The organism is Variovorax sp. 01N425 (assembly GCF_056399465.1).
The window spans coordinates 1-20,105 of the sequence record NZ_JBFTRJ010000004.1 but is presented as its reverse complement, the minus strand read 5'-3'; the positions used below and the strand labels follow the sequence as shown (position 1 = coordinate 20,105).

The following is a 20,105-nucleotide window of genomic DNA, read 5'->3' as shown; positions in this document are numbered from 1 at the left end:
TTTTTCAGCCCATGTGAATCTGCTCGGCATCGACCTTGACCAGCCCCTTGCTGGTCAGCAGCGTGTTCTTCGAATGCAGGCGCAAGGTCTGTTCGGCCTGGATGTCGATCTGGCCGGCACGCACCTGTTCCATCTCCTCGGTCAGGCGGAAGCTCGAGCGGGTGAGCAGGTTGAGGCGATCCAGCACCACCTCGCAGGTGCGCCCGACGAAGCGCGACACCAGCACGCTGAAGCGGATGCGGGCGCCCTGGTAGTCCATCTCGCCGATCTCGCAATGGACCCGCCGGGCCTGCGCGCGCCACTCGGGCGACTGCATGGCGATCGAGGTGTCCGACTCCAGCGCCATCGGGCCGGCGCTGCGCGCGCGGATGCCACCCGAGCGCGACACCAGCGTCAGGTCGCCGTCCACGGCCAGCGTCGCCTGCCGCGGGTCGGCCTGGACGACCACCGCGATGACGTAGCTGCCGCCCTGGCGGGTCGAGGTGATCAGCACCGTATCGCCCGGCGCGGGCAGCAGCAGGCAGCTGGCGACGCGCCGGCAGCGCAGCGATCCCTGGCCGTCGTCGAGGTCGACCTCGAACCAGGGATCGCCATCGCTGGCGATCACCGTGGCGGTCCGCGTGCCGGAGTCCGCGCGGGCCGCATGCGAAGGGCGCTGCATGAGCGGATCCAGCACGCCTTGCGTTGCATGGCGTGCAGTGGCGATCGTGTGGCCGTCGGTGGTCCGGGTGGAGGTCATGGGCTTTCTTTCTTGGGGCGGCGGCCATGGATGTCGCGGTCCAGGCGGGATGGGCGCTCGGGTTGCTGGAGCGCCACCTTCTCGGCTTCGTGCAGCGCAGGGTCCCGCTCCAGCGTTCCCAGGCGGGTACTGAACCGGGCACCGTCCAGGTCGGCGCGATGGAACACGGTGCGCAGGAAAGCGGCATCGCGGAAGTCGGCCTGGACCAGCGAAGCGTAGGAAAAATCGGCGTAGTCCAGGCGGCTGCCGGCGAATGCGGTCTGCCCGCAGTGCGCGCGATGGAAGACGCCTTGCTCGAGCTGCGCCTGCGAGAAGTCTGCGCCGTCGAGATAGGCGTCGACCCAGATGCTCTGCTGGAATTGGCCGCGCCGCGCATCGACGCCGCGCAGATCGGCCTCGGGAAACAGGCACTGCATGGCCTGCGCCCCTGCCAGCACCGCATTGCGCAGGTCGGCCCCCTTGAAGTTGCACTGCGTGAGGCGCGCATCGCGGAATCGGCACGCCGCCAGCACCGCATCGATGAACTGGCAGAGGTGGAACTGCTGCCCGGAGAAGTCCTGTCCCGCAAGATCCGCCTCGCTGAAGATCGCGTTCGTGAAGCTGGCTCCGGCGTAGCGCGTGCCCGCCAACGCTGCGCGAAAGAAGATGGTCGACGAGAAGGCCACCGCATTGAAGGACGCGCCCGTCAGGTCGCACTCGGAGAACACGGCCTTGTCGAGGCTGGCACGGTCCAGGCAGGCGTTGCGCAGCTCGCTTCGATGGAAGTTCGCCTGGTCCATGAAGGCCTCTTCCAGCCGAATGCCCCACAGCGTGCAGCCGCTGAACACCGAATGCGGCATGGAGGCCGCATCCAGCACCGCATCCTGCAGGCTGCACTCGTGGAAGGCGGTGCGCGTCAGTTCCGCCGCCGGCAGCTGCGCCTGGTCGAAGCGGCATTTCTCGAAGAGGGATTCGCCCAGGCGCGCGGCATCGGCCTGAACGCCCCGGAAGCTGCATTCGCTGAACACGCCGCCGCGCAGGTCGATGCCCCTCAAGTCCATGTGGCTGAAGTCCTTCTCGCGGATCGGCTCGCCGTTGCGGACCTGGGCTGCCAGCGTCTCGGCATTCACGCGCCGCCCGCCTCGGGGCGCCGGGGCAGTGTCTTTATCTGGTCGATGTGGGCACCCAGGGTGATCGTGCCGGGGGTGATGAGGATCTGGGAGACATCGGCACGGAACAGGTTCGCTTCGCCCAGGTCGGCATCGACCAGGCAGGCCTTCTGAAGGTTGGCATTCATGAGATTGGCGAGCCGCAGGGAGGCACGCGTGAAATCGGCGCGGATGAAGAGGCTGTCGGGCGCCGCCGCCGCGCGCAGGTCCGCGCCCTTGAGCGACGCGGAGGAGAAATCGCAGGTATCGAGCGTCGCCCGCCTGAAGTTCGCGCCATCGAGAGGCAGCTCGCGCAGGGTGCAATGCACCAGCGTGGCATCCTCGAAGTCGGCCTCGCGAAGATCCGTGGTGCCGACGAAGCTGGTGGTCTTGAGCAAGGCATGCCGAAACCGGATGCCCTTGTGCAGCGGCGTGTGGGCCCAGCTGCAGGCTTCGACGGTGGCGCCGGAAAAATCCACCGACTCGAATTCGGCCTGCACGAACAGCACCTTTTCCAGGCGTGCCTCGCCGAAGTCGCAGCGCGCCAGCCGGCAGTGTTCGGCCATGCTCACGTAGCGGAGGTCGGCGCGCCGCAGGCTGCAATCCGCGAGTTCGATCCCCTGCAGCAACAGATGGCTCCACCTCGCTTCGTCGAGACAGCAGCCGTCGAGGCGCAGCTTTTCCATCTGCGTGCGCTCGAAGCGGGCCTGCGCGAAGTTGGTGTTTTCGCAGCGCGCGAGGCTGAGGTTGGCGCGCTCCAGGTTGCAGCCCGTCAACGAGGCCTGGCGCAGGTCGGCGCGCACCAGCACCGATTGGCTCAGGTCGGCACCATCCAGCCGGGCGCCCTGGAGACGGGCGCCTTCGAGCAAGGTCTGGTGCATGCGGGCGCCCCGCAGATCGAGGCCCGACAGGTCGCAGCCCGTCAGATCCATGGCGGACAGATCGCGGTCCGCGGCCATGGCGGCGAGCACGCATTCGCGCGCCTGCGCATTCTGTTCGGCAGCCATCGGATCGGCAGCGGCCTGGTGGTGGGCCGCCATGCGGTACAGCGCCAGCATGTCCTGCCGGCCCCGCTGCCCCATGGCCTGCAGCTCGGCGTGCTCGGCGGCGCTCATGGCCGGGGCGCCCGTGGCCGCGGCGATGCCGGCCAGGCCCTTGACGATCGTCTCGGCCTCGAATTTCGGCGGGCCCTTGAGCTGCGCGTTCTGGCTTTCCTCGGTGATCCGGCTGCTATCGAAGCCCGCCTTGCGCGATTCGGATGCGTTGTCCCGGGCCGCCTTCGCGACCTCCTGCCTGGCTTCCTCCAGCTTGCGTTCCTGTTCGCGCTGGTAGGCGCGTGTCTTGTCGATGAACTCGGGCAGTTCGGCCAGCGTGGGCATCTTGTCGAAAGGCTTCGGCAGGGGCCGTTCCCGGAAATGGCGCGCCTTGTGGCCGGCCTCCAGGCCGCGCGCCGTCAGTTCGGCGCGCAGGCGCTCGCCCTTGTCCTTGATGTTCCTTGCCAGGATCGATTCGCGCGCGTCGATCTGGTCCAGCCAGGGGCCGATGGCCGAGGCCGGCAGCAGTTCCTCGTCGAGCAGCGCATGGATCGCGCCTTTCTCCAGGTTGCAGCGATTCTCGAAGACCTTCTCGTAATGGGAGAGGGGGCGCAGCGGGCCGTCTGCCGCTTCCATCGCCGGCATGACATGCGTGATATCCGCGGCGTCGTCCTCGGCGATGAGCGTCTCGCCGTGAAAGATCAGCATGACCTGCGCCATGTGCGGGAAGAACCAGGCGGTGGTCAGCCGCAGCGGCACCTCTTCCAGCGCAAGGGGCCGCGCAGACTTTCTCGCCACGAAGCCGCGTGCGCGCAGATCCGGAAGCCGTCCGCGCAGCACCGCATGCTCCGGGTGCATGTTCCAGATCTCGTAGGGCGCGGCTGCGGGAATGGACAGTTCGTCGTTCCAGCGTTGTTCCGCAGCCGCGGCATTGAAGAACTGCCAGTCCATGTCGCGCGCAAAGCCGGGGTAAAGCGTCTCGCGCCACTGGTCGCCGTAGTCCGTTCCCAGCAGCTTCAGGCGTTCGGGCAGATCGACGTCCATCGCACCCGGGCAGGCCGGGACCGGCCTGCGGTCGGGGCGGTCCATGCCATCGCCCGGGCGTTCGACGTTGGGCAGCCGCTGCACCAGCAGGCCATTGACCATCTCGGGTGCGTACCCGATGCCCGCGGGGTTGGCGGCAAAGCCGGGGCCACCGAACGCGTGTCGCCAGTCCAGGCGCATGGTGTCGAAAGCCTGCGGCTCGGTGGCGCGGCCATCCAGCCAGTAGCGGTCGCCCGAAACGAGGAACTGGCGCCGCAAGGTGCCGACGCGCAGGTCGACCGCGCAGCGAGTCTTGTCCTGCTGGTGGCAGGTGTAGGCCTGGCCGCTCACCAGGAATTCGGGCCGCAGCTTGGGAATGCCGAGATCGATCGCGGACTGGTTTCCCAGTTCGGCAGAGACGGTCTTCCAGAGCTCCGTCTCCGGCAGCAGCACGCCCCCTTCGCCGAGGGTGTGCATGCCGATCACGGTGAGTGCGAGACGCTGGCTTTGCGCGCGCAGGAAGGGTCGCGTCAGGACGCTCAGGCGCAGGGGCTTGATGGTTTTCACAGCGGGATCAGCGCCTTGCGCCGCGGATCACCAGCGGGGTGTGCCTGCGGTCGATGGCCAGTCGCGACGGGTCTTGCGGGTCCTGCAGCAGATGAATGTCGGGCCGGCCCGCGGAAAAATGGGCCAGCAGGTCCTCGTCGATGAGCGTGCGCAAGGTGGTCTGCTGCTCGATGCCGTCGGCATCGACGTAGGCAACGCCCAGCTGCACGGCTGTCATGCGCTGCCCGACGGGGCCGCGCCGGGAGTAGCCGCTGGGCGAGCGCACCAGGGAAACCGCAACGCCCTGCAGCGGACGCCCGCTGGCCTGCAGCTGCTGCCACAGCCGGCCTTCCTCGGCATAGGCGCGATGGCTCATCAGCGACACGGTGAGCACGATTGCGGCGAGCACGATCACGCCCAGGCTGACGATGCCGAACACTCCCCACAGCACGATCTCGAGCACGTTTTCCACGCTTCAGAGCAGGATCTTGAGCGCCTGGATGCCGGCGCGCAGGCCGCCCGTCTTGATCTCCGTGCCCACGAGCTGGATGAGCGCACCGGCATCCCCCAGCGACATTGCCTTGTTCTTCCACTCCGCGCCCACAGCCTCCAGCTTCACGCCGATGGCCTGCGCCTGCACGCCGATGGCCATCGAACGCACGGCCACCACGCCCAGCGAAATGCCCGACACGTCCATGTTCAGGCCGGTGCCGCCCAGGCGGAACCACCTCCAGTCGCTGCTCTTGGAGTAGTTGTTGGTGTAGCTGACCGAGTTGTTCGTGTAGTTGTTGGTCAGGTTGTTGTAGGTGTTCGAGGTCGTGTTGTAGACGTTGGTGTTGATGACGTGCTGCGTCGTGTTGTGGATGTGGTTGGTCGTGTTGAAGGTCACATCCGGGGAGGTGTGCACCGTCGGGCCGGTCACGGTGGTGTTCGAGGGGCCGTTGACCAGCACGGTGTTCGAGGTGTCGATGGTGTCGTTGCGTCCGCCGCTCACGAAGCGGATCTCCCGTCCATCGATGGTGCCGTGGAAGCCGCCGGTGATCGCAAGGTTGACGCCGCCGCTGATGGTGTCGTTCAGCCCGCCGCTGAGCGTGCGCTTCTTGCCGCCCGAAATGGTCTGCGTGACGCCGCCGCTGACCGTTTCGCTGAAGCCGCCCGTCACGTCGCGCGTGTCGCCGCCGGTGATGCTTTCTTTCGCGCCCGCGGTGATGTCGCGCGTCTCGCCGCTCTGGTAGGTGGCCGACTCGTGGCCCTTGATGAGCGTGGTGCGGGTGCCGCCGGTGGTGTGTGTTTCGTCGGCTTCCACCTCGACGTCGAGGTTGCGCTCTGCGTGCAGCAGGATCTGCTCGGCACCCGTGCGGTCCTCGAAGCGCAGCATGTTGGCCTGGTTGGCCGCGCCGCCTGTGCTGGATCGCGTGAGGATGCCGCTGGCCGTGGCATTGGCGGGCAGCTCCCACGGCGGCATCTGGTCGTTGTTGTAGACGCGGCCGGTGATGATGGGGCGGTCGGGTTCGCCGCCGATGAAATCGACGATCACTTCCTGGCCCACGCGCGGCATGTGCATGGTGCCGTAGTTGGCGCCGGCCCAGTTGCTCGACACGCGCACCCAGCACGAGCTGTTCTCGTCCGACTGGCCGTAGCGGTCCCAGCGGAACTGCAGCTTCACGCGGCCGAAGCGGTCGGTCCAGATTTCTTCGGGGCCGACCACGGTGGCGGTCTGCGGGCCGTTGGTGCGCGGCTTGGGCGTCTTGCGCGCGGGACGGTAGGGCACGCTGGAGGGCAGCACGGTGAAGTCGAACTCGCACACCGATTCGGCCGTGCCGCCGGTCGCGTACTCGGGCTCCTGCAGTTCGTAGCGCGTCTGGGTGACGAGGTATTCGCGGTTGTCGGCGTCGCGCGGGCAGTGCGTCATCTGGAACAGGTAGCCCGGCGCCATGCCCGCCACGTTGGTGTGGCCCGTGGCCAGCTCGTGCGCGCACTGCAGCTCCTGCAGCCGGATCTTCGCGTAGCTGTCGCCCTGGTCGTTCTCGCTGTAGCCGCCCAGCCATTCATAGACTTCGTAGCTCGAATGGTCGTGGCCCTTCGGATCCTGCTGCACGCTCTGGAGCGAGGCGCGCGACTTCCTGAAGTCGAAGTCGTCGAGCATCACGCGGCCCGAGGTGATCTGCTCGGAGATGCGCCACTGGTCGATGCAGGGCTCCATGGCATTCACTACGCGGTCGCGCGGACGGTAGGCAATGGTGGCGTGGCCCGGCAGGGTGCGGTAGCCGCCGATGTCGTCGGCCAGCACCAGCAGGTGCGAGCCGCTGCGGTGCTCGAAGTGGTAGGCGATGCCCTCGTGCTCCATGAGGCGGCAGACGAAGGCGAAGTCGCTCTCCTGGTACTGCACGCAGTATTCCCACGGGCGGTAGCTGCCGCTGAGGCGCTTCTCGTATTCGAAGCCGTATTTGCCGAGCACCTCGTCGAGCACGTCGGGCACGCTCTTGTTCTGGAAGATGCGGCAGTCGGTGGTGCGCGTGAGGTACCAGAGCCAGGGCTGCACCAATGCGCGGTAGACGTAGTGGCGGCCGGTTTCGTTGGCGCGGCCCACGAGCTCGAAGCGCACCACGGTGCCGTTGAGAAAGCGCGATGCGCCTTCGTCCTGCAGTTCGAGCGTGAGCGAAGTGCCCAGCAGCTTCTTCAGGTCGAGGTTGAAGCTGGGGCTGACCATGTCGACCTCGAACTCGAACAGCTGCGAGAGGCCTTCCTGTCCCCGCATCGCGCGGAACTTCAGCTGCTCGGCGTTGAGTACGGTGTGAACCTGGACGGTACGTGGCATTCGAAATTTCCCTGGCCCTTGGGGCTTCTGCGGATGCGAAGCCTTCGATTGGCAGTCTAGAAATTCCTTATGTCATATACATGACGTGCGCTTCTGTTGCGGGGCGTTCAAGGGTTCGGGGCGCGTGCACAGATCACCGGGTACTCCCCTCCGCGAATGTCCCCCGGCCTGCGGCCTCCTCCTTGATTTCGCTGCGGGGAGCACCCGATGCTCTGTGCACAGGGGCACGCTCTCGGTGTACCGCTGATCAACGACCGCGCTGAATAACGATCACGTCGATGGGGTGCCTTGCGCAGCGAAATCAAGGGGGAGGCCGCAGGCCGGAGGACATTCGCGGAGCAAGGTACCCCGTCGGCGTGATCGCGCCCCGAACAACCGCACCCGCCCCCTACATCGATGCCTCGAGCATCGCCTTGTAGTCGTCGCGCGAAGCCAGCCGCGGGTTGGTCTTGTGGCAGTGGTCGGCCATGGCGCCGTCGATGATCTGCTCGAACAGGGCGGGCGTGACGCCCACTTCGGCCAGGCCCTTGGGCAGGCCCAGGCGCGCGTTCATGTCGCGGATCGCGTCGCCGAGATCGCCGGGCGAATCGAGGTGCATGGCCCGCGCCATGCGCTGCAGCCGCTGCTCCTTCTGCACCGACTCGGCACCGGCGTTGAAGTGGATCACGGCCGGCAGGAAGAGGGCGTTGAGCGTGCCATGGTGCAGGCGCGGATCGACGCCGCCCAGGCTGTGGCTCAGCGAGTGCACGCAGCCCAGGCCCTTCTGGAACGCCATGGCGCCCTGCATCGACGCGCTCATGAGGTTGAGGCGCGCCTCGCGGTCGCTGCCGTCCTTGGTGGCGCGCTCGATGTGCAGCCAGGCGCGCTCCAGGCCGTCCAGGCCGATGCCGTCGGCCGGCGGATTGAAGGCGGCCGACATGAAGGTTTCCATGCAGTGCGCAATCGCGTCCATGCCGGTGGCGGCCGTGAGCCGGGGCGGCAGGCCGAGCGTGAGCTCGGGGTCGCAGATGGCGGCCTTGGGCATCAGGAACCAGCTGTGGAAGCCGAGCTTGCGGTGGTCGTCGACGATCACGATGGCGCCGCGCGCCACCTCGCTGCCGGTGCCGCTGGTGGTGGGCACCGCGATGAGCGGCACCGCGCGGTCGGTGATCTTCGGCGAGCCGCCTTCGATGGTGGCATAGGTCTTGAGCGGGCCTTCGTGCGTGGCGGCGATGGCCACGCCCTTGGCGCAGTCGATGGCCGAGCCGCCGCCCACGGCAATGAGGCCGTCGCAGCGGCCGCTGCGGTACAACTCGACGGCTGCGCGCACGGCGGCTTCGGTGGGGTTGGAGGGGGTCTGGTCGAACACCGCTACTTCCAGGTCGGCGATGGCATCGAGCGCCTTCTGCAGCACGCCGGCCGCGCGCACGCCTGCATCGGTCACGATCAGCGGCCGGTTGATGCCGATGCGCGCGCATTCGCTGGACAGCAGCTTGATGGCGCCGAATTCGAACTGGATCTGGGTGAGGTATTGGATGAGGGCCATGAGGTGGGTTTGCCTGGGGCAGTACGATTGCAGACCACCCAAATCTAACAAGCAGGGACAGTCTTGCACATGAACAAAACCCTTGCCGCTGTCGCACCCGGCACATGGCAGCCTCCGCTCACCGCGAAGATGGCCAACGTGGTCGAGCGCATGGCGCGGGCCGGCCATCCATCGCTCGACCAGCTCACGCCCGACGAGGCCAAGGCCTCCTACGAAAAAGGCGCGGGCGTGCTCGAAGTGCAAAAGCCCGCGCTGGCCCGGGTCGACGACTTCACGATACCGGCGCGCGACGGCTTCGCGATTCCGGCGCGGCTCTATGCGCCGTCGGCAACGGCGATGCTGCCGGCGCTGGTGTATTTTCATGGCGGCGGCTTCACGGTCGGCAACATCCGCACGCACGACACGCTGTGCCGCGTGCTGGCCAGCAAGAGCGGCTGCGCGGTGGTGTCGGTCGATTACCGGCTGGCGCCTGCGTTCAGGTTTCCGACGGCATCGGACGATGCATGGGATGCCTTTGCCTTCATTGCAAACGAAGGTGCGCGCCTGGGCATCGACGCGGGCCGCCTGGCCGTGGGCGGCGACAGCGCCGGCGGCACGCTGGCCGCGGTGTGCGCCATCCTCGCGCGCGACGCGGGCCTGCCGCTCGCGCTGCAGATGCTCATCTATCCCGGCACCGCGGCGCACCAGGACACCGCCTCGCACCGGCGCTACGCCCACGGCCCGCTGCTCACCAAGGCGCTGATCGATTATTTCTTCGGCCAGTACGTGCGCACGCCGGCCGACCGCGACGACTGGCGCTTTGCGCCGCTCCTGGCCGACGACGTCGACGGCGTGGCGCCCGCATGGATCGGCCTGGCCGAATGCGATCCGGTGGTGGATGAAGGCATTGCCTACGCCGACAAGCTCCGCGCCGCGGGAGTGGCGGTCGACCTCGAGATCTACCGCGGCGTGATCCACGAATTTCTGAAAATGGGCCGCGCCATCCCCGAGGCGCTGCAGGCGCAGGACGATGCGGCCCGTGCACTCAAGGACGCACTGAACCCATGAACGACAAGACCATGCCCCAGAGAAAAGACTTCCGCTTCTTTCATCGCCTGCGCGTGCGCTGGGCCGAAGTCGACATGCAGAAGATCGTATTCAATGCGCACTACCTGATGTACTTCGACACCGCCATTGCCGACTACTGGCGCGCGCTCGCGCTGCCATACGAAGAAGCCATGCATGCGCTGGGCGGCGACCTCTACGTGCGCAAGGCCACGGTCGACTTTCGCGCCTCGGCGCGCATGGACGACGTGATCGACGTGGGCATGAAGTGCGCGCGCATCGGCAACTCGTCCATCGTCTTCGAGGGTGCGCTGTTCCGGCAGGACCAGTACCTGGTGGGCTGCGAGCTCGTCTATGTGTTTGCCGACCCGGCCACGCAGACCTCCAAGCCGGTGCCATCTGCCTTGCGCGAAATCCTCACGGGCTTCGAGGCCGGCGAGCCGATGCGCACGGTGGAAACGGGCGACTGGAAAACCCTGGGCGAAGGCGCGGGTGCGCTGCGCCGCGCGGTCTTCATCGAGGAGCAGAACATCCCCAAGGAACTGGAGTGGGACGCGCACGATGCGGTGGTGCTGCACGCGGTGGTCCGCAACCGGCTCGGCCAGGTGATTGCGACCGGCCGGCTGCTCGATGCGGTCGACGGCACCGCCATGCTCGGCCGCATGGCCGTGCACCGCGCGCTGCGCAGCGGCGGCCACGGCGCCGCCGTGATGCAGGCGCTGGAGGCGGCAGCCAAGGCGCGCGGCGACCGCGAGATCGGCCTGCACGCGCAGCGCAGCGCGGAGCGTTTCTATGCGCGCCTGGGCTATGCCGTGCACGGCGAGCCCTTCGAGGAAGCCGGCATCCCGCACATCGAGATGCGCCGCACGCTGGCCTGATCGCGGCGTTCGAGAGGGCTCACTCGTAGCGCGCCGGCGGATCGGGCACGTAGCCCATCTCCGAACCCGGAAAGGCGGACGGGCCTTTGGGACGCGGCCAGCGCGCGGGCGGCGGCACCGGGATCACGCCCGCGGCGATGAGGTTCTCGCGGCTGTCGTAGCGAATGCGCACCACCTCGTCGGGCGTGGACTGGGCGCGCTCGAAGCTGGTGTGGCCGACATGCGAAGTCTCGCGCCGGCCGTGGGCGGTGCCCAGGCTCGGGCTGGGCGGCGCTGGCCGGGCCAGGCTGCCTTTCGCCGATGCCGCCGCCTCGGCGCCCAGGGCGCTGTCGGCCGAGCGGGCCTGCGCGGCCGGTGCGGCTTCGGCTGCGGCCGATGGCGCCTCGCTGCGGCGTTCCATCTCGCGCGTGCCGCCGTCGCGGCGCGGAAAGGCGATGGGCGGCGCAGGCGGCGGCTCGGGCACGCGTTCGCGGAACATCGCGACGCCGATCACGCCCACGTCATCTGGCCGGCCGGTGCGGCTCGCGTACGAATTGCCAATGGAAGTGAATTCGAAGGCCGCAATCTGCGAATCGCTCTTGCGCCAGCCCGTGATGTCGCTGCGCTCGCCGCCGGAAAACACATAGCCGTTCTGCAGCACGCCCGCGGTCTCGCCGGTCACGATGTTGATGCCGTCCACCGACATCACGGCCATGACGCGCTCACCCATCGCATTGCGCGCGCGGATCGCGTAGCGTGTGCCGGGCCGGCCGGCCACCCAGTATTCGCCGCGGTGGCGGTAGATGGGCAGTTCGCGGCCGCTCGCGCGGTCGACCACGCTGAGCTGCATCAGCGAACCGATGCGGTTGGAGGGCGGCGAAAGCGGGGGCAGGGGCCGCACCGGGCTTTCGGCGCAAGCCGGCAGCACGCCCAGCGCGGTCCATGCGAGGGCGGTCGAGAAGAGGAGTCTGCGCTTCATGATGTCTTTCCTTGCCAGGAGTGGATCGGTACGGCTTCTACGGAGCAGCACCGGCGGCAGGGTTAAACGCGCGCAAAAAAATGGCGCCGCCTCTTTCGGGGCGGCGCCAGGCGTCCGTTTCTTCAGTCCGGTTGCGTCTAGATGTCTTCGAGCAGCGGATACGGCAGCGGCTCGACCGTGAGCGCCGGCCCGTCGGCGCTGCCCGCATGCAGGCCGCCGGTTTCGAGTGCCGAGATCTGGATCGAGATCAGCGCGGCCCAGCCGCCGCCAGGTGCCGGCGCGGCCTGCGCCACCGTGCCCACGGGCTGTTCGGCATCGCCGGCGGCGAACACCTCCTGGCCGGCGCCGAGGGGCGCATCGGCCTGCACGAGGTAGGTGCGCCGCTTCAGGGTGCCGCGGAACTGGCTGCGCGCCACGATTTCCTGGCCCGGATAGCAGCCCTTCTTGAAGTTCACGCCGCCCACGGATTCGTAGTTGATCATCTGCGGCACGAAGGCCTCGACCACCGGCGTGGTCACGGTCACGATGCCGCTGCGGACCTCGCTCCATTGCCACAGTTGCGCATCGAGCGCCGGGCCCGCGGGCGCCGGGCTGCCGGCCGGCGCGATCCACATCGCGCGCGGCACGCCGTCGGCCGGGTACAGCGACACCGCGCTGATGTCTTGGCCAATGGCGGTGCGCTGGCCGGGCAGGGCCGTGGCATCGAGCCCGTTGGCGGCCAGCGCGGTGCCGGCAAGGCCGTACAGCGCGAATTGCTCGGTGGCGTCGGTGAGCTTGGCCTTGGCGCGCAGCACGTACATCGACAGGCGCTTGAGCGTGGCGGCCAGGATGTCGCGGCTGCAGACCAGCAGCACCAGCTCCGGCTGCGGCCGGATGCCGACGAAGCTGGCAATCACGCGGCCCTTGGCGGTGCAAAGCGCCGCCAGACGGGCCTCGGTGGCGCCCAGCAGCGCGAAATCCTGGGTGAGCTGGCCGTGCAGGAAGCTGGCGGCATCGGGCCCCTCGGCGCGGATCACGCCCAGGTCGGAAAGAGCGGTAACACCATTGAGAACGACAGTAGTCATCGCTGAATTATCATGGTCGGAGCCGTTCCGTCGGGTCCGCAGGGAATCCCGCCCCGGTTCCCGCAGGGCCACCGGCTTTTCGTGCTGATTCGTTTTCTTCTCTCCGCTAAATCATCGGACCCGTGCGCCGCTTCTTCCTCACGCTTTTCCTGCTCGCCGCCCTGGCTGCGCTCGGCCTCGGCGCCGCCGGCCTCTGGTGGGTGCACCAGCCGCTCAAGCTGCCCGCGCCCAGCGTCGACCTGTCCGTGGAACCGGGCACCACGCCGCGCGGCGTTGCGCAGGCGGTGGCCGATACCGGCACCGACGTGCAGCCGCAGATGCTCTATTTCTGGTTCCGCATTTCGGGACAGGACCGCCAGATCCGCGCCGGCAGCTACGAGCTGGAGCGCGGCATCACGCCCAAGATGCTGCTCAACGTGCTGGTACGCGGCGAGGAAGCCACCCGCAGCCTCGTGCTGGTCGAAGGCTGGAACATCCGCCAGGTGCGCGCCGCGCTCGCCAAGGCCGAGCAGCTCAAGCCCGAAACCGTCGGCCTGCCAGACGATGCGCTGATGGCCAAACTGGGCCGGCCCGGCGTGCATCCCGAGGGCCGCTTCTTCCCCGACACCTACACCTATTCGAAGGGCTCGACCGACATCGCGCTGCTGCAGCGCGCCATGCGGGCCATGGACAAGAAGCTCGAAGCCGCGTGGGCTGCCCGGGCGGCCGATTTGCCGCTCCAGTCGGCGGATCAGGCGCTGATCCTGGCCAGCATTGTCGAAAAGGAGACAGGAAAAGCCAAGGACCGCGCCGAGATCGCCGCCGTCTTCGTCAACCGGCTGCGCGCCGGCATGCCGCTGCAGACCGACCCGAGCGTGATCTACGGCCTGGGCACCGCGTTCGACGGCAACCTGCGCAAGAAAGACCTGTTGGCCGATACCCCCTGGAACACCTACACGCGCGGCGGCCTGCCGCCCACGCCCATCGCGATGCCCGGCAAGGCGGCGCTGCTGGCGGCGGTACAGCCGGCGCAGAGCAAGTCGCTGTACTTCGTGTCGCGCGGCGACGGCACCAGCCAGTTCAGCAGTTCGCTCGACGACCACAACCGCGCGGTCAACCGCTACCAGCGCGGCGGCGGCGAACCCAAACCGAAAGTTGCGCAATGAGTGAAGGCTTGTTTCTGACGCTCGAGGGCATCGATGGCGCCGGCAAGTCGAGCCATCTCGACGCGATGGAGGCGCTCTTCAAGGCCCGCGGCCGCACGGTCGTGCGCACGCGCGAGCCCGGCGGCACGCCGCTGGCCGAAACCCTGCGCGGACTCGTCCTCGAGCAGCCGATGGACCCGCTGACCGAATCGCTGCTGGTGTTCGCCGCGCGGCGCGACCACATCGTGCAGGTCATCGAGCCGGCGCTGGCGCGCGGCGACGTGGTGTTGTGCGACCGCTTCACCGACGCCACCTTCGCCTACCAGGGCGCGGGCCGCGATTTCGATACGCAGCTGCTGTCGACGCTGGAGCAATGGGTGCAGGGGGGCAGGGGAGCGGCAGGGCTGCTTCTTCAGCCCCACATCACGCTCTGGTTCGACCTGGCGCCCGAGATTGCCGCCGAGCGGCTGGCGGGCGCGCGCCTGCCCGACAAATTCGAATCGCAGCCGGTCGAATTCTTCCGGCGCGTGGCGGCGGGCTATGCGGCCCGCGCGGCGGCCGATGCGCAGCGCTTCGTGCGCATCGACGCCAGCCAGACGCGCGACCAGGTCTGGCAACAGGTCGAGACCGCGCTCGTTGCGCGCGGCGCGCCGGCACCTGCAACTGGAGCGGCGCGATGAGCACGCCCGCGCTCTCGCCCTGGCTGCATCGGCCGCTCGCGGAACTGCTGCGCCAGCGCGGCCACGCCTGGCTGCTGCAGGGGCCTTCGGGCCTGGGCCAATACGAACTCGCGCTCGCGCTTGCCGCGGCCTGGCTGTGCGAACAGCCCAGCAAGGAGGAGGGCGGCACCGCCTGCGGCCATTGCCCGAGCTGCCATGCCATCGAGGTGCGCACCCATGCCGACCTTTGCGTGCTGATGCCCGAAGTGGCCATGCAGGAACTGGGCTGGCCGCTCGACGAAAAGGCGCAGGCCGACATCGACGACAAGAAGCGCAAGCCCAGCCGCGAGATCCGCGTCGAGGCCATGCGCGACGCCGTCGGCTTTGCCCAGCGCACCAGCGCCCGCGGCCGCGGCAAGGTCGTGCTGGTGTATCCGGCCGAGCGCATGAACACCATCACGGCCAATGCGCTGCTCAAGACGCTCGAGGAGCCGGTCGGCGATGTGCGCTTCGTGCTGGCCAGCGAGGCGGCCTGGCAGTTGCTGCCGACCATCCGCAGCCGCTGCCTGGGCTTCACGCTGCCCTGGCCCGAGACGGCCGAGGCCGAAGCCTGGCTGGCCGCGCAGGACGTGCCCGCCGGGGATGCCACTGCGTTGCTGCGCGCCGCCGGCGGGCGCCCCAGCGATGCCTTGCGGCTTGCGCGCTCCGGCCAGTCGCCCAAGGCCTGGTCGCTCTTGCCCAAGGCCGTTTCGCGCGGCGACGTGGCCGCGCTTGCGGACCAGTCGCCCTCGCAGGCCATCGGCTCGCTGCAGAAGCTCTGCCACGACCTGATGGCCGTTGGCAGCGGCGCCGCGCCGCGCTTCTTCGATGCCGCCGACCTGCCGTCCGCGGTGCCTTCGCACCTGGCGCTCGCGCGCTGGTCGAAGTCGCTCGCGAACGCGGCCAGGACCGCCGAACACCCCTTCAATGCGGGCCTCATGCTGGAAGCGCTTGTGAGCGAAGCGCGAACCACCCTAAACTCTGCTGCTCGCCGCCCATGAACCAACCAGCCGCACCCGCACCCGCCGCCCCGGCGCCTCAACGGCCGAGCGTGATCCAGCTCGCCATCAAGGAAAAGGGCGCGCTCTATGCCGCCTACATTCCGCTCTTTGCCGAAGGCGGCATCTTCATTCCGACCACGCGCGAATACCGCCTGGGCGACGACGTCTACGTGCTGCTGACCCTGCCTGAAGACCCGCAGCGCTATCCGGTGGCCGGCAAGGTCGCATGGATCACGCCGCAGCGCGCCGCGGGCAACCGGGCGCCGGGCGTGGGCATCCGCTTTCCGTCGGACGAGAAATCGCGCCAGCTCAAGGCCCGCATCGAAGCGGCGCTCGGCGGCTCGATGGCCTCCGACCGCCCCACACAAACCATTTAGCTCGCCCCCAGGCTGCGCGCACTTCGTGTCGCTACGCCCACCCCCTACCGGGGGCGACGCCAGAGGCCCGGCAAAGCCGGTTCCTCGGTGTCTCTGGCATAAGCCAGACAATCAGCGCCATGTTCACCGATTCCCACTGCCACCTCACTTTCCCCGAATTCGCGGACCAGATGCCGCAAATCCGCGCCGCCATGGCCGAGGCGCAGGTCGACCGGGCCTTGTGCATCTGCACCAAGCTCGAGGAGTTCGACGATGTGCAGGCGCTGGCCGCGCGCTACGACAACTTCTGGGCGAGCGTCGGCGTGCACCCCGACAACGAGGACATCGCCGAGCCCACGGTGGACGACCTGGTGCGCCGCGCAGCCTTGCCCCGCGTGGTGGCCATCGGCGAAACCGGGCTCGACTACTACCAGATGGAAGAGCGCAAGGGCGGGCGCAGCATCTCCGACATGGAGTGGCAGCGCGACCGCTTCCGCGTGCACATCCGCGCCGCGCAGCAAACCCGCATGCCGCTGGTCATCCATACGCGCGAAGCCTCGGCCGACACGCTGGCCATCCTCAAGGAGGAGGGTGAAGACGGCGCCGGCAAGGCTGCGGGCGGCGTGTTCCATTGCTTCACCGAAACCGCCGAAGTGGCGCGCGCGGCGCTCGACCTGGGTTTCTACATTTCCTTTTCGGGCATCCTGACCTTCAAGAAGGCGCAGGACCTGCGCGACGTGGCGGCCTTCGTGCCGCTCGACCGCATGCTGATCGAAACCGACAGCCCGTATCTGGCGCCGGTGCCGTACCGCGGCAAGACCAACAACCCGTCCTACGTGCCCTTTGTGGCCAAGCAGATCGCCGAACTGCGCAAGCTGCCGCTCGAAGCCGTGGCCGAGGCCACCAGCAGCAACTTCGAAACGCTGTTCAAGGGCGTCAAAGCAATATGAAGAAATACATCAAGAAGTTCTTGTATCTTGCTGTCCTCGCAGCAACTTTTTCCACCCACGCGGGCTCGTTCGAAGATTTCTTCCGGGCCGTGCGCGCAGACAACGCGAGCGGCGTGCGCACCCTGCTGAACCGCGGTTTCGACCCCAACACGCGCGACGAGCACGGCCAGACCGGCCTGATCATCGCGCTGCGCGAACCGTCGCCCAAGGTGGTCCAGGTGCTGATCGAATCGCCGCAGACCGACGTCGACATCGCCAACGCCAAGGACGAAACCCCGCTGATGCTGGCCGCCATCAAGGGCCAGCAGGACGTGGTCGCGCAGCTGCTCAAGCGCGACGCCGCCGTCAACAAGACCGGCTGGACGCCGCTGCATTACGCCGCCAGCAGCGGCCAGCTGAGCATCATGAAGGTGCTGCTCGACAACTTCGCCTTCATCGATGCGCAATCGCCCAACGGCACCACGCCGCTCATGATGGCCGCGATGTACGGCTCGACCGAGGCCGTGAAGCTCCTGCTGGCCGAGGGCGCGGACACCACCATGAAGAACCAGCTCGGCATGACGGCGGTGGACTTCGCGAACAAGGCCAACCGCCCGGAGGCTGCGCAGCTGATCGCTGCTGCGGCCGGCGCCAAGGCCGACCCCAAGGCCATTCCGAAAGATGGCAAATGGTGAGCTTCCATACGCTCCATTGAGGGCCAAATCCGCCGCATCGGCAGGCCCGGGAAAACGCCAAAAAGAGGGCGCCCGCGCCTCGTGCGAGACTCTGCGCTGAAGGAGAAGCAGAGATGAATACGTTCCTATTCATAATCTTTTTGCTGGCCATCGGACTGCTTGTGCTCGCAGCGGTCGCCAAAAAGAGGTCGGCGCAAAACAGCAGCGGTTTCGTCGACAAGCCCAAGGCACGCCCGCCGCTCACGGCGCGCGAACAGGCCATGTACAACCGGCTCGTGCAGACGCTGCCGGATCTCGTGGTGCTGCCGCAGGTCAGCTTCGGTGCATTGCTCACGGCCCGCACGCGCGCGGCGCGAAGCTCGTTCAGCCGGAAGATCGCCGACTTCGTCGTGTGCGACCGCTCGTTCAAGGTCGTGGCCGTGGTCGCGTTCGGCGGCGACAAGAGCAGCAAGGGCAAGTCGCAGCGCGACCTGGACCGCGAGGCGCTGCTGGTGGAAGCCGGCTACCGCGTGCTGCGCTATCCACGGGTGCCGGATGTGGGGCGCGTGGAAGCGGACTTCGATCCGACGCTGGCGTCGGTGAGCCCCATGGGTTCCTGAGGGCGGGCTGGCTTGGCCTGGATGGCCTTCGATCAGCTTCACCCAAAAGGAACACAATGTGCATTATGTTAAATGACATAAGCAGCAACTCCGCCCCGCAGGACCTTGTCGTCCATGTCCCACTGCTCCCTGCAGCTGCTGCGGTAAATCCTCGTCACCATTGCCAGCCGGCCGACAGACCCATCGGGGTCATCAGCTCTTGGGCTTTGCGTATTCCTCTGCGCTCATCACCTCGACGCCAACGAACGGGTCGTTGCCTTCAACCCATGCGTCATGGCCCGGAGGAATGGTGTACGACATGCCTTCCTCGAGGATGGTCTTCGAGCCGTCGTTCATTTGCACCGTGATCCGCCCGGAAACCACGTACCCGACGTGGGCCACCTGGCAGCTGTCCGTGCCGACGACCGGCTTGATGCACTGCGACCAGCGCCACCCGGGCTGAAACTTGAAGCGCCCCAGGGTGTAGCCCTCGAGGCGGACCACTTCGACGCGGGTCTTTTCGGGCTCCCGAACCTCGTCCGGCTCGTCATGGGATTTCGTCTGAAGCTTGGTGACATTCATAGAACTTGCCATCGCTACTCTCCTTGGCACGAGTGAGTAGGCAGTCCGCGGCAGCCTCGTGCCAAGCCGCGCGCCGAACGATGGAATACTAGTCCTGGGCCACGCTTGCGGCGACGCATTTCTCGCCCGGTAGGTACCCACTGGCGTGCACCTGGAGCAGGTGCGCAGAAACTTGCGGCCGCTAAAGTGTCGATGCGATGCTCAGGCAGACAACCACCACACTCGACTTCGACACCGATGGCCGGGGCCTTCTGGAAATCACGGAGGCCGTGGCGCAATGGGTCGCGAGCACCGGCTTTCAGACCGGGCTGCTGACGCTCTTCATCCGCCATACCTCGGCCAGCCTGCTGGTGCAGGAGAACGCGGATCCTGAAGTGCAGGCGGATCTCGACCGTTTTCTTGCGCGCCTGGTGCCCGATGGCGACGCGCTTTTCCGGCATCGCGCCGAAGGGCCGGACGACATGCCGGCCCATGTGCGTTCGGCGCTGACCGCGGTCCAGCTGTCGGTTCCGGTGACGAACGGCCGCATGGCGCTGGGCACCTGGCAGGGCATCTACCTGTGGGAGCACCGGCTGAAGCCGCACCGGAGGCAGGTGGCCCTGCACCTGATCGGGTCCTAGCGGCCCGGCCCACCGCCCTTCTCTGCCGGGCTGCGCCGGTACGCTGCCCGCGGTTACTCCAGAGTGAATCCGATCTTCACCGTCACCTGCCAGTGCGCGACCTTGCCATCCACCACGTGGCCGCGCGTCTCGGTCACGGTGAACCACTGGATGTTGCGGACCGTCTCGTGCGCCTTGGTGATGGCCGTCTGCACGGCATCCTCGATGCCGATCGGCGAAGAGCCGGTCAGCTCGAGCGACTTGTAAACGTGATTCGACATGTCTTTTGCTCCTTGAATTGGTGCGCCGCAGCTGCTCTCGGTGCGGATCGGCCGCACGGCACACATGTTGACCCCTCGGCCCGCTTGTTGGAAGTGCCGGACCGAAGGTTTTTCGCGCCGCGCAAACCCGGCGTGGCGCAGGCACGGTCTTTGCGTGACTGCAAGCTCACGGTGTAACGAAGCACTGTTTTGGTGAGGTTTCCGCGGTCTTGCGGAGCCCGGAGCGTGAAGAGCGCCCAGCACCCCGCCCGCGCTCCGCGGGCTTCCCTGCCCCCTTAATCCCCGCCCGACGATGCGGCCCCGCAAAGGCTGCATGTCGGCATTTGTATTTGTTGTTTCGAATCGATTGATTCTCCGAAGGCCCCACCCATGATGAAGAAACTCAAGCTCGTGATGGTCGGCAACGGCATGGCCGGCGTGCGCACGCTCGAAGAGCTGCTGAAGCTCGCCCCCGACCTGTACGACATCACCGTCTTCGGCGCCGAGCCGCACCCCAACTACAACCG

The 20,105-nt window shown here is 67.6% G+C and carries 20 protein-coding genes; 10 read left to right on the top strand and 10 right to left on the bottom strand.

Annotated elements, in window-relative coordinates; translation table 11 throughout:
• Positions 1-4: 4 nt before the first annotated feature.
• The 6 genes from AC1DSC_RS07930 to AC1DSC_RS07905 all read right to left on the bottom strand — a co-directional run bounded on the left by AC1DSC_RS07930 (position 5) and on the right by AC1DSC_RS07905 (position 8,812).
• Positions 5-739, bottom strand: a complete 735-nt coding sequence (locus tag AC1DSC_RS07930; RefSeq protein WP_436287711.1) for a DUF3540 domain-containing protein — start codon at positions 737-739, stop codon at positions 5-7.
• Positions 736-1,848 (bottom strand): pentapeptide repeat-containing protein, encoded by a 1,113-nt coding sequence (locus tag AC1DSC_RS07925; protein WP_436287710.1) that lies wholly within the window; start codon positions 1,846-1,848, stop codon positions 736-738. The genes AC1DSC_RS07930 and AC1DSC_RS07925 overlap by 4 nt, the downstream gene beginning before the upstream one ends.
• Positions 1,845-4,490, bottom strand: a complete 2,646-nt coding sequence (locus AC1DSC_RS07920) for a DUF2169 family type VI secretion system accessory protein (RefSeq protein ID WP_436287709.1) — start codon at positions 4,488-4,490, stop codon at positions 1,845-1,847. The genes AC1DSC_RS07925 and AC1DSC_RS07920 overlap by 4 nt, the downstream gene beginning before the upstream one ends.
• 7 nt (positions 4,491-4,497) lie before the next feature.
• Positions 4,498-4,941, bottom strand: coding sequence for a hypothetical protein (locus tag AC1DSC_RS07915; RefSeq protein WP_278879269.1), 444 nt, complete (start codon positions 4,939-4,941; stop codon positions 4,498-4,500).
• A 3-nt stretch (positions 4,942-4,944) separates the two neighbouring features.
• Positions 4,945-7,287 (bottom strand): type VI secretion system Vgr family protein, encoded by a 2,343-nt coding sequence (locus AC1DSC_RS07910; RefSeq protein WP_436287708.1) that lies wholly within the window; start codon positions 7,285-7,287, stop codon positions 4,945-4,947.
• Positions 7,288-7,675: 388 nt separating this feature from the next.
• Complete coding sequence (locus tag AC1DSC_RS07905) at positions 7,676-8,812, bottom strand: iron-containing alcohol dehydrogenase (protein ID WP_018905837.1); 1,137 nt, start codon at positions 8,810-8,812, stop codon at positions 7,676-7,678.
• Positions 8,813-8,881: 69 nt separating this feature from the next.
• Between AC1DSC_RS07905 and AC1DSC_RS07900 the strand changes: the two genes are divergently transcribed.
• Positions 8,882-9,859 (top strand): alpha/beta hydrolase, encoded by a 978-nt coding sequence (locus AC1DSC_RS07900; protein ID WP_436287707.1) that lies wholly within the window; start codon positions 8,882-8,884, stop codon positions 9,857-9,859.
• Positions 9,856-10,734, top strand: a complete 879-nt coding sequence (locus tag AC1DSC_RS07895) for a YbgC/FadM family acyl-CoA thioesterase (protein ID WP_436287706.1) — start codon at positions 9,856-9,858, stop codon at positions 10,732-10,734. The genes AC1DSC_RS07900 and AC1DSC_RS07895 overlap by 4 nt, the downstream gene beginning before the upstream one ends.
• Before the next feature lie 19 nt (positions 10,735-10,753).
• On the opposite strand, the gene AC1DSC_RS07890 is transcribed toward AC1DSC_RS07895, so the two are convergent.
• Both AC1DSC_RS07890 and ygfZ read right to left on the bottom strand, forming a co-directional pair.
• Positions 10,754-11,692 carry a hypothetical protein gene (locus AC1DSC_RS07890; protein ID WP_018905834.1) on the bottom strand — a complete coding sequence of 313 codons (939 nt, stop codon included), beginning with the start codon at positions 11,690-11,692 and terminating at the stop codon, positions 10,754-10,756.
• Between the two features lie 137 nt (positions 11,693-11,829).
• Positions 11,830-12,756, bottom strand: a complete 927-nt coding sequence (ygfZ, locus tag AC1DSC_RS07885) for a CAF17-like 4Fe-4S cluster assembly/insertion protein YgfZ (protein ID WP_012747962.1) — start codon at positions 12,754-12,756, stop codon at positions 11,830-11,832.
• A gap of 122 nt (positions 12,757-12,878) precedes the next feature.
• Between ygfZ and mltG the strand changes: the two genes are divergently transcribed.
• The 7 genes from mltG to AC1DSC_RS07850 all read left to right on the top strand — a co-directional run bounded on the left by mltG (position 12,879) and on the right by AC1DSC_RS07850 (position 18,158).
• Positions 12,879-13,901, top strand: a complete 1,023-nt coding sequence (gene mltG / locus AC1DSC_RS07880) for an endolytic transglycosylase MltG (RefSeq protein ID WP_012747961.1) — start codon at positions 12,879-12,881, stop codon at positions 13,899-13,901.
• Entirely contained in the window at positions 13,898-14,560 is a 663-nt protein-coding gene (gene tmk / locus AC1DSC_RS07875) for a dTMP kinase (RefSeq protein ID WP_436287704.1), read from the top strand. Before mltG ends, tmk begins: the two co-directional genes overlap by 4 nt.
• Positions 14,557-15,579: a DNA polymerase gene (locus AC1DSC_RS07870; RefSeq protein WP_027729627.1), complete on the top strand. Its 1,023-nt coding sequence runs from the start codon at positions 14,557-14,559 to the stop codon at positions 15,577-15,579. Before tmk ends, AC1DSC_RS07870 begins: the two co-directional genes overlap by 4 nt.
• Positions 15,576-15,956: a PilZ domain-containing protein gene (locus tag AC1DSC_RS07865; RefSeq protein ID WP_012747958.1), complete on the top strand. Its 381-nt coding sequence runs from the start codon at positions 15,576-15,578 to the stop codon at positions 15,954-15,956. Before AC1DSC_RS07870 ends, AC1DSC_RS07865 begins: the two co-directional genes overlap by 4 nt.
• Before the next feature lie 119 nt (positions 15,957-16,075).
• Complete coding sequence (locus AC1DSC_RS07860; protein WP_278879282.1) at positions 16,076-16,885, top strand: TatD family hydrolase; 810 nt, start codon at positions 16,076-16,078, stop codon at positions 16,883-16,885.
• On the top strand, positions 16,882-17,559 hold the full coding sequence (locus AC1DSC_RS07855; RefSeq protein ID WP_027729629.1) for an ankyrin repeat domain-containing protein: 678 nt from the start codon (positions 16,882-16,884) through the stop codon (positions 17,557-17,559). The genes AC1DSC_RS07860 and AC1DSC_RS07855 overlap by 4 nt, the downstream gene beginning before the upstream one ends.
• 113 nt (positions 17,560-17,672) lie before the next feature.
• Entirely contained in the window at positions 17,673-18,158 is a 486-nt protein-coding gene (locus AC1DSC_RS07850) for a DUF2726 domain-containing protein (RefSeq protein WP_018905827.1), read from the top strand.
• 192 nt (positions 18,159-18,350) lie between these two features.
• On the opposite strand, the gene AC1DSC_RS07845 is transcribed toward AC1DSC_RS07850, so the two are convergent.
• Entirely contained in the window at positions 18,351-18,731 is a 381-nt protein-coding gene (locus tag AC1DSC_RS07845; protein WP_062367364.1) for a cupin domain-containing protein, read from the bottom strand.
• A gap of 185 nt (positions 18,732-18,916) precedes the next feature.
• On the opposite strand from AC1DSC_RS07845, the gene AC1DSC_RS07840 reads away from it, so the two are divergent.
• Positions 18,917-19,339: a secondary thiamine-phosphate synthase enzyme YjbQ gene (locus tag AC1DSC_RS07840; protein WP_018905825.1), complete on the top strand. Its 423-nt coding sequence runs from the start codon at positions 18,917-18,919 to the stop codon at positions 19,337-19,339.
• 53 nt (positions 19,340-19,392) lie between these two features.
• Here the strand turns inward: AC1DSC_RS07840 and AC1DSC_RS07835 are convergent, their stop codons facing one another.
• Positions 19,393-19,599: a dodecin gene (locus AC1DSC_RS07835; protein WP_025569376.1), complete on the bottom strand. Its 207-nt coding sequence runs from the start codon at positions 19,597-19,599 to the stop codon at positions 19,393-19,395.
• Positions 19,600-20,105: the final 506 nt, after the last annotated feature.